The sequence below is a fragment of the Macrococcus psychrotolerans genome (genome assembly GCF_038095555.1).
Lineage (GTDB): Bacteria > Bacillota > Bacilli > Staphylococcales > Staphylococcaceae > Macrococcoides > Macrococcoides psychrotolerans.
On record NZ_CP124591.1, the window covers coordinates 243,547 to 259,155 of the forward strand.

Genomic DNA, 15,609 nt, shown 5'->3' on the forward strand with positions numbered 1-15,609 from the left:
ATATGTTATACTCACATTATCTTATTACTATCTCTAAAAATATAAAATTAGGAGGTTTTATTTTGCCGAATAATGAAAAACATCAAAATCATGAGAATCATAGCCATCAAGAACATGAGAATCACGCTAGTCATGACGATCATGCACATCATCATCATGGAAATTTTAAAATTAAATTCTTTATTTCTTTGATTTTTGCGATACCGATTATTATCTTATCGCCCATGATGGGGATTAAATTACCGTTTCAATTTTCATTTACAGGGTCAGATTGGATTGTATTAATTCTTGCTACTATTTTATTCTTTTATGGAGGAAAGCCATTTTTATCAGGGGCTAAAGATGAAATTTCAACTAAGAAACCTGGAATGATGACGCTTGTTGCTCTAGGTATTTCAGTTGCTTATATTTATAGTTTATACGCCTTTTATATGAATAACTTCAGTGGTTCATCCACACATACAATGGACTTTTTCTGGGAATTAGCGACTTTAATTTTAATCATGTTATTAGGTCATTGGATTGAAATGAACGCAGTAGGTAATGCAGGCAATGCACTGAAGAAAATGGCAGAACTTTTACCTAATACTGCAGTGAAACTGATTGATAATAATCAACGAGAAGAAGTTAAAATATCAGATATTCATATTGGCGATATTGTGGAAGTCAGAGCAGGCGAAAGTATACCTACAGACGGAATCATTGTTCAAGGAGAAACATCAATTGATGAATCATTAGTTACTGGCGAATCAAAAAAAGTTTATAAAACTCATAATGATGATGTTATTGGGGGTTCAATTAATGGTTCAGGCACAATACAAGTTAAAGTGACAGCTACGGGTGAAAACGGCTACCTATCTCAAGTTATGGGTCTTGTTAACCAAGCACAAAACGATAAGTCAAAAGCTGAACTCCTCTCGGATAAAGTCGCAGGTTATTTGTTTTACTTTGCCGTAGGAATTGGGCTGATTTCATTTATTGTATGGATGCTTATTCAAAATAACGTTGATTTCGCACTCGAACGACTTGTAACCGTATTAGTTATTGCTTGTCCTCATGCATTGGGATTGGCAATACCTTTAGTTACAGCACGTTCTACTTCTATAGGTGCACATAATGGTTTAATCATAAAAAACAGAGAATCTATAGAAATCGCACAACACATTGATTACATCATGATGGATAAAACTGGGACACTTACTGAAGGTAACTTTTCAGTGAATCACTATGAAAGTTTTACGAACGAGCTAAATAATGAAGAAATATTGAGTCTATTTACTTCATTAGAAAGTAACTCTAATCATCCACTTGCCACTGGTATTGTTGATTTTGCTAAAGGCAAAAATATTTCATATGCTACTCCTCAAGAAGTTAATAATATTCCAGGTGTAGGCTTAGAAGGCACAGTTGATAATAAAAAACTCAAAATAGTGAATGTTTCTTATCTCGATAAAAGCAATTTTGATTATAATAAAGAACAATTTACGAATCTCGCTCAACAAGGGAATTCTATTAGTTACCTAATTCATGACCGACAAGTTATTGGTATTATCGCACAAGGGGATAAAATTAAAGAAAGTTCAAAACAAATGGTTTCGGATTTATTATCGAGAAACATTACGCCAGTCATGCTTACAGGCGATAATAAAGAAGTGGCACAAGCAGTGGCTGAAGAATTAGGCATTAGTGATGTCCACGCGCAATTGATGCCCGAAGATAAAGAAAGAATTATCCAAGATTATCAAAGCAATGGTAGCAAAATCATGATGGTTGGTGATGGTATCAATGATGCGCCAAGCCTTATTAGAGCAGATATTGGTATGGCAATTGGCGCAGGGACAGATGTAGCTGTTGAATCGGGGGATGTCATACTCGTTAAAAGTAATCCTTCTGATATTATCAATTTTTTGTCCCTTTCAAAAAATACGATGAAAAAAATGGTTCAAAATTTATGGTGGGGCGCAGGATATAACGTGATTGCAGTTCCTCTTGCAGCTGGTATATTAGCTCCTATTGGTTTAATATTATCACCTGCTATGGGTGCAATACTTATGTCTTTAAGTACGATTATCGTAGCAATTAATGCATTTACATTAAAATTAAAATAAAAGAGGTAAATATAATGTATAAAAATGTTCACAATTTTAATTACGTTATTTTCTATAATGTTTATGGTTCCTAATGATACTTTTGCAGATGGTAAGCATAACATGATGGACATGAAAGAAAATGATCAAAAGCGAATTGATATGATGGATATGAAAAGTCATGACGAAAGAAAAAATTTGAATTCTTCACAAGGAAAAATGAAATAACATTTCCCAAAGTTTTAGAGCCTAAAAAAGATAACAATGGTTATAAAAGTTATACATTAAAAGCGCAAAAAGGAAAGACAGAATTTTACAAAGTTAATTTCTCTAACACTTTAGGATAAAATGGAAATTTACTTGGCCCAACCTTAAAATAAAAAAAGGAGATAAGGTTAAAATTAAGTTAGTCAACAACTTAGATGAAAATACAACATTTCATTGGCATGGGTTAGAAATAGATGGAAAAGTGGATGGAGGCCCTTCTCAAGTTATAAAACCAGGAAAAGAAAAAACAATAAAATTTGAGGTTAAACAAGAGGCTGCTACATTATGGTATCATCCCCACCCCTCCCCAAATACAGCTAAATAGGTTTATAATGGTTTATCAGGGTTATTATATATAGAGGATGACAAAAAGAATAATTATCCTAGCAATTATGGGAAAAATGATTTGCCTATGATAATCCAAGATAAAACATTCTTGAGCATGAAGATAATGGAATGATGGGACAAATAAAAGTAACAAAATAATTTATAAGGAGAATTCAATATGATGAAAAAATTGAGCTTAATTATAGTAGCTTCAGGATTAGTATTATCAGCTTGTTCAACTGGTGAGGAAGAAGAAAATTCTAAAGATCAAAAACAAGAAAACCATATGAATCATAAGAGTGAAAGTAAAGCCCCAGATAATATGAAAAGTACAGATGACAGTAAATATAAAAAGGACGATAAAATAACAATTACAGCTGATCATATGCCTGGTATGAAAAATGCCAAAGGTACTGTGAAAGGTGCTTATAAAACGTATGCTTATGTCGTGAGTTACACACCTACAAATGGTGATGAAAAAGTTAATAATCACAAATGGGTCGTTAATGAGGAAGTTGCAGATGCCCCTGAAAATGGATTCAAGAAAGGTGATACAGTTAAATTAGAAGCTGACCATATGCCTGGTATGAAAGGTGCAGAAGCTCAAATTGATGATGTAGAAAAAACAACCGTTTATATGGTGGATTATAAATCAACAGAAAACGATGAGATGGTTAAAAATCATAAATGGATGACAACTGACGAACTAAAATCTCGTTAATGTCTATCATTTTAAAGCTTTAAAGTATTTAGTTAGTTATTCACAAATGCAATATGAATTCCCTTTGTTAAGTAGACAAGCAAATAAATAAAATTTATGGCTACTCTCATTATCGTGGATATGAGAGTAGCCATTTGTATAGAAAAATCAGGAGTTATTTATGTTTTTTGCAATTTAACAAGTAAAATTACTGCAATATAAAACGGAAAGTGACAAAGTGAATTAGGAATTAAATTCAAAGCATATTAGTAACTTAAACGACCGTTAAACATATAAAAATTCTATATGTAGAAATATTAATTGAATTAGATACAATATAAACATTAAATGAGAACTAGAAAATTCTAGCTTAATTTTACAATCGACGTATTTAAAACTTTTTTGATGATGATTAATGAGGGTATTTATTTTTAATTAACTTATAGACAGCTTTATCGAATGATTCATCACGATCAACTTCACTTGAATCGATTGTAATAAATTCAAAAAGTTGCGTAGATCCTTTCTCTACAACAAGATGGTGTGCAAGTCCTTCAATATCTGAAATTAAGTCTTCATTTTTAAAAAATACCTTTTCAGGTATATCAGTAATCGTTAATATATATATCATATCTTCTTCCCAAATAAAGACTTCAAGCGATGTATTGTTATATGTAGGTTCTGGATATACTGATCCTGGGAACATATACCAATGTTCAAGGTTTGGCAATCTTAAGTTTCTAGTTAATGTCATTATAATACTCCTTTGATAGTAATTAGTGGCAATTATATATAAAATAATAGAAAATACAAATAATTGTATTAATTAATAAAAATGATTGTTTAAAGAATAGTATTGAATATTTTGGAGGGATTATAAATGATCAAATATCCAACGCTTAAAGATAATTTTACAATAGGTATTACTGCACCTTCTTCTGGTATCCCTGAGAATTGTCATCATTTTATGGACGAGATTAAAGAACGTTTTAAAGATGTAAACTTGATTATCGGTGATACGGTAATGACGCAATATAAAGCAAAATCAAGTCATATGAATAAGCGAGCTAAAGAACTTAATGAGTTTTTACAAAGAGAAGATATTGATATTATGATTCCTCCATGGGGCGGAGAACTTGCCATTGAAATAATAGATAAGATTGATTATGCTAATATTCAACCGAAATGGATAATGGGTTATTCGGATACGAGCCTTATCCTTCTTGCAATTACTTTGAATACTGGTATAGCGACAGCGCATGGCACGAATATTGTGGACTTACGTGGAAAATATTCAGACAAAACAACGAGTGCATGGGAACGTGTATTAAAACTTCAGAGGAATGAGGAAATAGTTCAATATTCATCTGATATGTTTCAGAACAGCTGGACGCATCATATTCCAACAGATTACATATTTAATTTTACTGAGCAGACAAAGTGGAAGTCATTAAGTGGAAACAATGTAAAGATTGAAGGACGTTTACTTGGAGGATGTATTGATGTCATCTCTCATATTGTAGGAACACCATATGGAGATGTGGATCGATTTAGAAATGAATACATAGGTGAAGAACCGGTATTATGGTATCTAGAAAACTGTGAGTCATCTTCAGTTACGTGTCGAAGAATGTTACTCCAGATGAAGTATGCGGGCTGGTTTGATAATGTAAGTGGTATTATCTTTGGGAGGACTCAAGTGGATGAAGCGGTGGATGGATATACAATGATTGATGTATATGAAGATATTGCCGATGAACTAGATATACCAATACTATATGACGTTGATTGTGGGCATCAACCTCCGCAAATTACTTTTATTAATGGTGCATACGGTATAGTTGAGTTTGATAATGGAAAAGGAAAGGTTACGCAGAAGTTTATCTAATTCAAGTCGAGATGACGTTAGGACTTTAGGTGTTACTTCTCTTGGTCCTGACAGTATCTAGCGTATTGGCGGTTTATGAATTTAAGGATTGATAATAAAGCCTATTATTGATGTCGAGATTAGTGCGAGTGGCTTGAAGATAGAACTAATTATACAGTTGCGAAAGAAGTATTTTTGAGATTAATTATTAATACTAGATAAAGTTTTGTCAGTAATGCGTTAAGATATCATTGCTTGTAATTAAATGAGAGAGGTGCGGTGTATATGAAGGTGGATATTGATGGTTTCAAGAATGAGGATGCCAAGGAGATAGTAGCACTTATTCATCGTGCCATGTTTGAGACGAATATCACAGACTACTCAAAAGAGGATTTAATTGAAGATGCAAAAGTAATTACTGAGGTTTCTGTCACGGAGCGTGCATCATGGACACACTTTTATGTATTTAGAGCCGATGATAAAATTGTCGGTACTGGTGCAATCGGTCCATATTGGGGTAGCGAAATAGAAAGCAGTTTTTTTACGATTTTTGTGTTGCCTGAATATCAGGGACAGGGTATAGGACATCTTATTATACACACCCTAGAGAGCGATGAATACTACAAGCGTGCTCATCGTATAGAAATTCCAGCTTCCATAACAGCTGTTCCTTTTTATGAGCGATACGGTTATGTATGTAAATGTGATAATAAGCAACCCGACGATGAGGGGATTGTTAGAATGGAGAAATATAGAAGTGATAATGTATAGATCTTGGGGTGGGTACTACTTTTTATAGTATTATAATGGCCTCTATATCTATTGCTCTAAAGAGTAGGGACTCAGATTGTTTTCTAATGATTTTAGTTATGTAGGGGTTTTATAGATGGTTAGCTATCGGGTGTTAATAGAGCCGTGATGGTTATTATGAGACATATAAATGTTTTTAAACGTGAATAATTGGATATAGTAATAATAATAACTTAAAGGAGAGGTTCAGTATGTTTAACTATATGAACAACTTGTATATTGCCAAGGAAATGTACAATGCAGGTAAAGGGAAACTACAAGGAAACGAGGATTTAGCTAAATTATTTGATGAGTTCGGTTATTCGGAAGAAATGATGAAAGTTGTCGGTGGTGTTGAGACAGCCGGTGCAGCGTTACTTGCGCTATCTATCTTCAGCAAGAAGTTTAATCAGGCGGGGGCATTACTTGTAGAAGGTGTAATGCTTGGTGCAATCTATTCCCATCTAAAGGCGGGACATGGTTATGATGCAACAAAGAATGCACGTAATATTCTAGCTTTAAATACAACTTCATTGCTTACAAGCTTCAAAAAAGATAAATAAGCTTCAACTGACACCTCCTGAATCATTCAGGAGGTGTTTCTTTATGATTAATATGGTGCATTGAGGGAAGATACAAAGTATGAAATGCTTTAAATTTGAAGTGAAGGAGTAAATGATATGACAGTAGAAAAATTATTTGAACCGCTTGAATTAAGCAATGGTGTAACAATAAAGAATAGATTATATAAAGGAGCGATGAGTGAAGGTATGGCAGACGGTAACCATCGCCCGACAGAAGCACTTGTTAATGCCTATCAGCATTGGGCTGATGGAGGTATCGGTATGGCGCTTACCGGCAATGTTATGGTCGATCGTCGTTATCTTGGTGAGCCGGGGAATGTCGTTGTAGAAGATGAGCGAGATCTAGATATACTTAAGCGCTGGGCTGAAGCGGGTAAACGTAATAACAGCCATATCTGGATGCAGATTAATCATCCCGGTAAACAAAGTCCAAAGTCGGTATCTCAACAGCCTGTAGCTCCTAGTGCCATTCCCATTAATGGGGATGCCGGCAGTGGATTTAACCCACCACGTGAGATGACATTGAATGAGATTAAAGAGACGATAGAGCGCTTTGTAACTACTGCAGTAATCGCTAAGAAAGCAGGATTTACAGGTGTTCAGATACATGGGGCTCACGGTTATTTAGTGAGTCAGTTCTTATCAGCAAGGGATAACCGTCGCTTTGATGAATACGGGGGGACACTAGATAAACGAATGAAGTTCTTAGTGGAAATCTATACGGGTATGCGCGAGGCGTTAGGTGAAGAGTTTCCGATCAGCTTAAAGATCAATTCAACGGACTTTAGTGACAAAGGGTTCTCCCTAGAAGATTCTATCACTGTAATCAAGAAGATGGATGAACTCGGAATCGATCATATCGAAATTTCAGGTGGAGATTATGAGAAGCCGGAAATGATGGGTGACGGAGAAGTATACTTCCTGGACTATGCAAAGAAAGTAAGTGATATGGTAGAGGTGCCGATTTCTGTGATTGGAGGGTTCCGTAAGCAGCAAAGCATGATCGATGCCATCACAGAGACGAACGTATCAATGATCGGTATTGGACGTCCGCTTGTACTGAATCCTGAGCTTCCAAATCAGCTGCGTGAAGGAACGTATGAGGATGTTACTTTACCAAGACTGACGACCAAGGTTAAAGCCCTGGATAAAATGATTGGAGGCTTCGTTGGCTTAGCGTACTACGAACAGCAAATCAGAAGATTAGGCAATAACCAGAAGCCTGTAGTGCATACGAATGCATGGAGTCCGCTATTTGAGCTCGCTAAGACACATGGTGCGAAGGCGTTTTCGAAAAGAAGAAGATAGATACAGAAGATTAAATTCATTATACCGGTTATAGATGGATCAGATGGGGTATGGACTAATACTATAGAATAGGAGGACGTTTAATGAAGGTACTATTAACAGGCGCTTCAGGTTATATCGGCGGAAATTTATTGGAACAATTGAAAGAAGACTATGACATTGTAGCTGCTTCAAGAAGTACAGATAATAAAGAAGATGAAAAGAACGTAACATGGAAGAAAGTGGATCTCTATGCACTTGAGGATATTGAAGAAGCTATGGAAGGCGTGCATACAGCAATTTATCTCGTGCACTCTATGATACCCTCTGCGAAATTAACTCAAGGTTCATTTATGGATATGGATGCAATATTAGCAGATAACTTTGGCCGTGCGGCGAAGAACAAAGGTGTGAAACATATCATCTTTATGAGTGGAATTATGCCGGACGAAGAGGATGAGAACTTATCAAATCACTTACATAGTCGTAAAGAATGTGAGAAGATTCTGGGCTCTTACGGTGTTCCTGTATCGACATTACGTGCAGGGCTGATTATTGGACCAAAGGGTTCTTCATTCCCGATTCTGAAGAAATTGACAAAACGATTGCCTGCGCTCGTGCTTCCGAAGTGGGCATATAGTAAAACAGCACCTGTGGCCTTAAAAGATGTAGTTAAAGGATTAGCAACATTAGTTAAGCGCGAACCGAAACAAAATGAACAGATTGATATCTATCATGAAGTAACGGATTACAAAGGAATGTTTGAAGCCACTGCATCAGCTATGAAGAAGAAATTACCTATGCTTGATGTACCGTTCATTCCAGTATGGATTACAAAGTTACCTGTCGCATTAATCGCTGGTGAATCTAAGGAACTTGTTTATCCATTAATTGATAGTCTCGTGCATGATATGACACCTTCTAAGAAGAATTATGTAGAAGGCATATCCAATGCACCGACACCGTTAAAAGAAAGTATTGAGACTGCTTTAAAAGATAGTGATGATGAGAAGAAAGGTAAGAAAAAAGCACCTTCTATTGCGAAACAGCTTCAAAAGAATGACGTTAAGTCTGTTCAACGTATTACGATCCCTTCAAGCTGGACGATTGAGCAAACGGCAAACTATTATGTTAACTGGTTATCACGTATCGGTTACTCATTTATCAATACTTCGATTGAAAATGAAGTATTGAATATTTCATTACCAATTTTCAAAGACCCTATCCTTATCCTGGAAAAATCACAAAAGAAATCATCAGAAGATAGGGTGTTGTTCTATATAAAAGGCGGTAAGTTTGCTAAGGTAAACGAAAGCAGCAGAGCACGACTTGAATTCAGACGTATCCTTGATACGAATGAGTGTATAATTGCAATCCACGAATATGAACCATCGCTACCTTGGTTTGTATACACAATTACTCAAGCACGTGTGCATTTGTTAGTGATGAAACTCTTTGGTCTTGAGACTAAGATTTTAGCGAAAACCTTGGATTCTAAGTATCTCGAAGATAAAACAATGACATTACAAGATAACTAAGATTTACACTCACCTTAAAGGTGAGTGTTTTTTTATTCTTTTTTATTCATATCGTTAATTTAATAGGGTATATAATAACTAATAAACTTACTAGGAGGGAAACAATGAAGAAATATCAAGTAGTGATTCTCGGAGCAGGTGCAGGTGGGTTATCAAGTGCAAGCAGATTATTGAAGTCTGGTATAAAGGATATCGCTATCATCGATCATGCAGATCAACATGCTTATCAGCCAGCTTGGCCTCTCGTTGGTTCAGGTGAAGAGAAGAAGACACGTACAGTAAAAAGCATGTCACGTGTAATCCCTAAAACAATTGACCACATCCAGCAACGTGTTACTCGTATTCAGCCTGTAGAGCGTAAAGTGTATTTAGATAATGATGATTTTATTATGTACGAATATCTCGTCGTCGCACTTGGCATACAATTAGACTTTCAGGAGATAGAGGGACTTGAAGCTACGCTAGGCAGAAATGGTGTTACGACAAACTACCTCTATGATTATACAGATTATACCTATGAATTATTAAAACAAACCAAGACAGGTAATGTAATAATAACGAAACCGAAATCAGTAATTAAAGGCGGAGTTGCTCCTGAAAATACATTGTTTACCTTTGATGAATTTATTCGTGATCAGAAAGATAATAAGGCACATCTTATTTTTAAATCAGGGAAAGACACATTATTTCCTGTGGAAAAATATAGACGATATATGGAGGAACATTTAAATAATAAGCATATTGAATATCAACTCAATCAAGAATTGATTAAGGTAGACGGTGACAAGAAAGAAGCGACATTTAAAGAATGGGCTACAGGAGAAACATATACATTACCTTTCTCTATGATTGTTGTAACACCACCTATGAGTGCGCCAGATGTTGTGAAAAATTCGACCTTAAGCGATGAACAAGGGTGGCTGGATGTTAATCCATTTACGCTACAACATGTTCGTCATCAAAATGTATTCGGTATCGGAGACTGTACGAATTTACCAACCATAAAGATGGGAGCGGCAGTAAGAAAACAGATGCCCGTACTTGTCAGTAATCTACTTTCACAGATAAAAGGCAAGCAGTTAAAAGCGCATTATGATGGTTCCACAGCTTGTCCAATAGCAACAGAATATGGTCAGGCTTTTATAGCGGAATTTGGATATGATATGAAACCGAAGGAGTCTATGCCGATAGATCAAGGGAAGACGAATCCGTTATTATATCAAGTGAAGAAACGTGGGATACCATTGATGTACTGGAATGCCTTGTTGAAAGGCAAAGCATAATATTGAACCGAAAGATGACATAGAGAACCGACTCTGCGAGACAGAGTTGGTTTTTAATTTTGTATATAATTGTAAATTGATATTTATTGTTATCAGAAAATTAAGTATAATATGTATAAGAAGTGGCTACGAGACTATTAGAAATTATTAAAACGAATGAACCAGAGTTTTTTAATAATCTTGTGCATATGTTTTAGATGTGATTTAGAAAATTAACGGAGGTTCAGCATGCAGAGTTTCTGGGTTTATGTATTAATAACAATCGTGTTAATTGGTATAGGTATTGGTTATAGTGTCTATGACAGTATTCAACTGAAGCGTAAAGTAAAAACATTGTTTAACAAGCAGGCGACACTTTTCAAACAAAAAGGCAATCATATTATGTTTGATCATTATTATAAGCATATTAGTAAAGAAGAGGCACGATGTATTGATGATATTACATGGAATGATCTAAGTATGGATCAGTTATTTCATCGTATAAACTATCACTTTACATCTGTTGGTGAGGAATATACATATACGTTACTGCGTAATTTCCCGGGACATCATGTTGATGAAACAATGTTGAATAAGATTACTAAGGATGTAAGATATCGTGAGAAATTGTCATTTATATTAGCGAAGCTTGGTAGAAATGCGAATAATGATGCAAGCCGGTTTACAGTGCATTATCAGAAAAAAGAGTGCTACAACAAGCTGATGATACTCGTAAGTTTCTTACCTATACTGAGTTTAGCTATGTTCTACTTCGGTGTTTCTATTGGTATATTCAGTGTAATCCTTGCAATGGGTGTCGTTATGGGGCTATCAGTAAAGTTTCAGTCGCAAAGTGATCTCGTTTATAACGATTTATTCTATGCAATTAAGATTATTGATACGGCAAACGAAATAATGAAGTTGAACGGCCGTAAATCAAATGATAGTAAGATGAAATCCGTTAAGTGGATGAGCTATTTTATGTTAAATGATAATAAGAATGAAGGGAACATTGCGCTTACAATGATTAATGCGATTAAGCAGATGTTTTTAATTGATTATCATTTGTATCATCGCGCGCTTGCGATACTTCATAAGCATCAAGAAGATTTCGCTGCATATTTCAAAGTAGTAGGACAAGCAGATGCAAGTTATAGTACTGCTTTATGGCGAACAACATTACCATATTTCGCTATTCCTGAAGCGGCTGAAGAAAAAGCGCTTGAAGCGGAGGAAGTGTATCACCCGTTACTTGATCGTGCTGTAGCGAATGATTTTAAGTATAAGCATTCTGTACTGTTAACAGGGTCTAATGCCTCGGGGAAATCTACGTTTATGAAAACGATGGCGATAAATTTAGTAATGGCTCAAGGTCTGAATACATCGACAAGTGAAAGATTTGTGTATCAACCAGGAATCATAGCCACTTCAATGAATTTAGAAGATAGTTTAGCGAAAGGTGATAGTTACTTTATCGCAGAAATTAAATCAGTAAAGCACCTCATAGAAGTGCTTAAATTGACATTACCGACCTATATATTCATTGATGAAATATTGCGTGGAACGAACACGAAAGAACGCATTGCTTCAGCAACTGCAATACTAGACTATTTGAATTTACATCAAAACAGTTTGCTATTTGCAGCGACACATGATATTGAATTAACTGAAATATTGACACACTTTGATTTTTATTACTTTAAAGAAACACTGACTGAAGATAATGATATAACATTTGATTATACAATCAGAAAAGGTGTTACAACGACTTCGAATGCAATAGAACTCATGCGTATTCACAATTATCCAGAAAGTATATATAACCAGGCAAAAATGCAGCTTAAACAATTAGAACAACTGAATGTAAGGACTTAAGCACCGCCTACGCGGTGCTTTTTATATATGTTAAAAATACTTTACATAATGTTAAGTATAATGTACATTAGTGGTGAGGTGAACAACATGCTAAAGTCTCATTTAAAGGAGTACCGCGCTAAATTTAATATGAATCAAAGTGAGTTAGCAAAAAGAGTTGGTGTCACAAGACAGACGATTGGTTTTATCGAAAAAGGTACGATTTCACCGTCTATCACGTTAGTGTTAAAGATTTGTCGTGTATTTCAATGTAAAGTTGAAGATCTTTTTGAATTGGAGGATATTGAAGATGAATGAACAACAATTTAAAAGAATTTATCCGTTATTTAATCTAGTCTGTATTGTGTGTATTGGATTACTGATCATCCCACTGAGTATGGTTATGCGTTATACGATTAATGAAGGTGATGTATTGTTTTCTGTTCATATCAACCCATACAAGTATGGTGATATGTTTTTGTACTTTATCATTGCGACAGTGATAATTAATATGATATTGATGGCTGTAAGTACAATATTTCTCGTATGGGCAAAGAAAAAGTTTAGAAAAATTAATTTAGTTCCTGAGATTAATGATCACGATGAAGGAATGAGTTTTGTAACATATGAATCGATGAAACGTTCTTATACTTGGTTGAGCGTGCTGTTACCGTTATTTACAGCTGTTATATTTTTAGTTCCAGATAATTTTGTGACCAAACCCACTGTACTAGGTATATTGCTGTTTATGTCTGTAATTATGTATTTAACGTATTATGTTAGAAATAGAAAGTTATTAAAGGATTAAAATAGAATTTTCAAAATATTCATTGACATCATTAAGATGTTTAATTATGATAGTAATCAATAAATAAAATAAAATATTTTAACTCTTATCCAGAGAGGTGGAGGGACAGGCCCTATGAAACCTCGGCAGCAGATTCTTAATGAACACTGTGCCAATTCCTGCAACGCAAGTTGTAAAGATGAGACGAGACTATACAGAAATTTATCCTGTGGACTTGTTCTTGTCCACGGGATTTTTTTATTTGAGTTAAAAAATTAGGAGGAAACTATGCATGAAAAAAGTATTAGGTTTAATTAGTGCAGTCATATTATCTGCATCTTTAGCAGGCTGTAGTTCAACTGAAAAAGAAGAGGATAAGAAGATTGTTGTTGCAGCTTCCCCTGCACCGCATGGAGAAGTTGTTAAACATGCAGCGGTTGCGATGAAGAAAAAAGGATATGACGTGGAAGTTAAGATTGTCAACGACTATAAAGTACCGAATAAGTTACTGCAAGAAGGCGATGTTGATGCTAACTTATTCCAGCATGTGCCATACTTGAAAGCTGAGAAAAAGACGCATCATTATGATATTGAAGAAGTAGGAAAAGTGTTCACTACGCCTATGGGGGTTTATAGTAAGAAGTATAAGAACCTAGATGAAATTCCATCTGGCTCTGAAATCTTCGTATCAAGTAATCCGGCTGAAGAAGGGCGTTTCTTATCATTCTTTGTCAATAAAGGTGTGATCAAGCTGAAAAAAGGTGTAAAGATTGAAGATGCACACTTTACTGATATCGTTGAAAATAAAAAGAATCTAAAGTTTAATAACAAACAAAGCGCAGAGTTCTTACCGAAGACGTATCGTAATGGTGAAGGGGCTGCAGTAATTATGAATTCTAACTACGCAATTGATAATGGGATTACACCGCATAAAGATGCCATCGCGTTAGAGGATGAATCTTCACCATTTGCAAATATTCTTGCTGTTAAAAAAGGCCATAAGAATGATAAGAAGTTTCAGGATTTGATTGAAGTACTTCAGTCTCAAGATATGAAAGATTATATTAATAAGGAATTCAACAAAGACGTCATTCCATATGGAGGGAAGTAGATGAAGCTAGGAATCATTGGTGTTGGACGTGTGGGCAGTCAAGTGCTGACTGACGTACAGTATTTGAACGTATTTAACGAGATTGTCTTGATTGATAGTGACGAAAATGTTGCGACTGGAGAGGCAATGGATCATTTGCACAGTCAAGGTATTGGTGTCACGAATCATATCAATATTTATGCGGGAACATATAAGGATTTAAAGGATGCGGATGTTATCGTTATAGCGGCCAGTACAAAGACAGATACATCAATTCCAGATCGCACTGCGCTAGCAAAGGCGAATACAGTGATTATTAAAGAAATCACTACACGTATCGGTGAAGTAACGACCGATGCCTTGCTTGTTATTATTTCCAATCCTGTCGATGCGATGACGTACATCGCTTCAAAGTATTATCCGGAGAGTAAAGTGATAGGTACTGGTACGTTATTAGAAACTTCACGTTTTAAAACTTTAATTGCAAATCATTACAACATTGACCCTAAAAGTGTTGAAGGGTTTGTGATAGGAGAGCATGGAGCACATGCTGTACCGCTCTGGAGTAAAACGCGTATTCATGGTATAGCGTTAGAGGAATATGAACAGCTTAGTGGTAACCATAAGATAGATAAAAATGAGATAACTGAGGCGATTGATAGCGTGTCATTTGATGTATTCCATCAAAAAGGCTGGACCAATGCAGCGATATCAAAAATCACTGTATTGCTTATCAAATCGCTTGTGCTCAATGAGCGTTCAATTTTCCCATTATCAACGAGAAATGAGGATATAGCATATAGCTTACCAGTACTTGTAGGAAAGGAAGGCATCATCCAGAGATTAGATATTTCAATAGATAATCAAGAAGCAAAGGATTTAACAACAGCTAAACAATTTATTAGAAATACAATAGAACAGCATTATAATTAAGACCTTGTAAAATTACAGGGTCTTTTTGTATGCATGTGGTTTCTAAGGATATTGTAAAAGGGATACGTAGTCATGATGCTAAACTGCTGATGAGAGCTAGCTTTATGTGAACGGCATAAAAGGTTGAAAGAATATTACATCTAATTAAAGAAAGAATTCCCAAGTCATTAGTCCATCAGAATGAAAGGATTTTTATTTTATTTAGTTTTAACTAATGATTAAAAATGTTTTGTGAGC

14 protein-coding genes, 1 pseudogene and 1 riboswitch are annotated in these 15,609 nt (G+C 35.2%); of the genes and pseudogenes, 14 read left to right on the top strand and 1 reads right to left on the bottom strand.

The window, feature by feature from the left end; all coding sequences use genetic code 11:
- Positions 1-62: 62 nt before the first annotated feature.
- From copB to QA539_RS01300, 3 genes and pseudogenes are all read left to right on the top strand, one after another.
- Positions 63-2,108 carry a copper-translocating P-type ATPase CopB gene (gene copB, locus QA539_RS01290; RefSeq protein WP_283722257.1) on the top strand — a complete coding sequence of 682 codons (2,046 nt, stop codon included), beginning with the start codon at positions 63-65 and terminating at the stop codon, positions 2,106-2,108.
- Between the two features lie 24 nt (positions 2,109-2,132).
- Positions 2,133-2,805, top strand: a pseudogene (locus QA539_RS01295) (multicopper oxidase domain-containing protein); the annotation flags it as partial.
- A 54-nt stretch (positions 2,806-2,859) separates the two neighbouring features.
- Positions 2,860-3,402 carry a YdhK family protein gene (locus QA539_RS01300; RefSeq protein WP_133445374.1) on the top strand — a complete coding sequence of 181 codons (543 nt, stop codon included), beginning with the start codon at positions 2,860-2,862 and terminating at the stop codon, positions 3,400-3,402.
- Positions 3,403-3,793: 391 nt separating this feature from the next.
- Here QA539_RS01300 and QA539_RS01305 read toward each other — a convergent pair whose 3' ends face one another.
- On the bottom strand, positions 3,794-4,135 hold the full coding sequence (locus QA539_RS01305) for a hypothetical protein (protein ID WP_419895289.1): 342 nt from the start codon (positions 4,133-4,135) through the stop codon (positions 3,794-3,796).
- A gap of 126 nt (positions 4,136-4,261) precedes the next feature.
- Here QA539_RS01305 and QA539_RS01310 point away from each other — a divergent pair, with 126 nt between their 5' ends.
- From QA539_RS01310 to QA539_RS01360, 11 genes are all read left to right on the top strand, one after another.
- A complete protein-coding gene (locus QA539_RS01310) occupies positions 4,262-5,269 on the top strand; it encodes a S66 family peptidase (RefSeq protein ID WP_419895290.1) in 1,008 nt (335 codons plus the stop codon).
- Positions 5,270-5,533: 264 nt separating this feature from the next.
- On the top strand, positions 5,534-6,019 hold the full coding sequence (locus tag QA539_RS01315; RefSeq protein WP_419895291.1) for a GNAT family N-acetyltransferase: 486 nt from the start codon (positions 5,534-5,536) through the stop codon (positions 6,017-6,019).
- Between the two features lie 230 nt (positions 6,020-6,249).
- On the top strand, positions 6,250-6,600 hold the full coding sequence (locus tag QA539_RS01320; RefSeq protein ID WP_099483801.1) for a DoxX family protein: 351 nt from the start codon (positions 6,250-6,252) through the stop codon (positions 6,598-6,600).
- Positions 6,601-6,717: 117 nt separating this feature from the next.
- Positions 6,718-7,929, top strand: coding sequence for an NADH:flavin oxidoreductase/NADH oxidase family protein (locus QA539_RS01325; protein WP_419895292.1), 1,212 nt, complete (start codon positions 6,718-6,720; stop codon positions 7,927-7,929).
- 83 nt (positions 7,930-8,012) lie between these two features.
- Positions 8,013-9,446 carry an NAD(P)H-binding protein gene (locus QA539_RS01330; RefSeq protein WP_219493690.1) on the top strand — a complete coding sequence of 478 codons (1,434 nt, stop codon included), beginning with the start codon at positions 8,013-8,015 and terminating at the stop codon, positions 9,444-9,446.
- Positions 9,447-9,550: 104 nt separating this feature from the next.
- Positions 9,551-10,729: an NAD(P)/FAD-dependent oxidoreductase gene (locus QA539_RS01335; protein WP_144781388.1), complete on the top strand. Its 1,179-nt coding sequence runs from the start codon at positions 9,551-9,553 to the stop codon at positions 10,727-10,729.
- A 228-nt stretch (positions 10,730-10,957) separates the two neighbouring features.
- A complete protein-coding gene (locus tag QA539_RS01340; protein WP_419895293.1) occupies positions 10,958-12,583 on the top strand; it encodes a MutS-related protein in 1,626 nt (541 codons plus the stop codon).
- 87 nt (positions 12,584-12,670) lie between these two features.
- Positions 12,671-12,880, top strand: coding sequence for a helix-turn-helix transcriptional regulator (locus QA539_RS01345; protein WP_041635776.1), 210 nt, complete (start codon positions 12,671-12,673; stop codon positions 12,878-12,880).
- The gene (locus tag QA539_RS01350) at positions 12,873-13,370 is read left to right on the top strand and encodes a hypothetical protein (RefSeq protein ID WP_419895294.1); all 498 of its coding nucleotides are present in this window, start codon (positions 12,873-12,875) and stop codon (positions 13,368-13,370) included. Before QA539_RS01345 ends, QA539_RS01350 begins: the two co-directional genes overlap by 8 nt.
- 82 nt (positions 13,371-13,452) lie before the next feature.
- Positions 13,453-13,555: riboswitch (SAM riboswitch) on the top strand.
- Between the two features lie 86 nt (positions 13,556-13,641).
- Positions 13,642-14,460: a MetQ/NlpA family ABC transporter substrate-binding protein gene (locus QA539_RS01355; RefSeq protein ID WP_283720479.1), complete on the top strand. Its 819-nt coding sequence runs from the start codon at positions 13,642-13,644 to the stop codon at positions 14,458-14,460.
- Complete coding sequence (locus tag QA539_RS01360; RefSeq protein WP_419895295.1) at positions 14,461-15,372, top strand: lactate/malate family dehydrogenase; 912 nt, start codon at positions 14,461-14,463, stop codon at positions 15,370-15,372. It begins immediately after the preceding gene.
- Positions 15,373-15,609 lie beyond the last annotated feature (237 nt).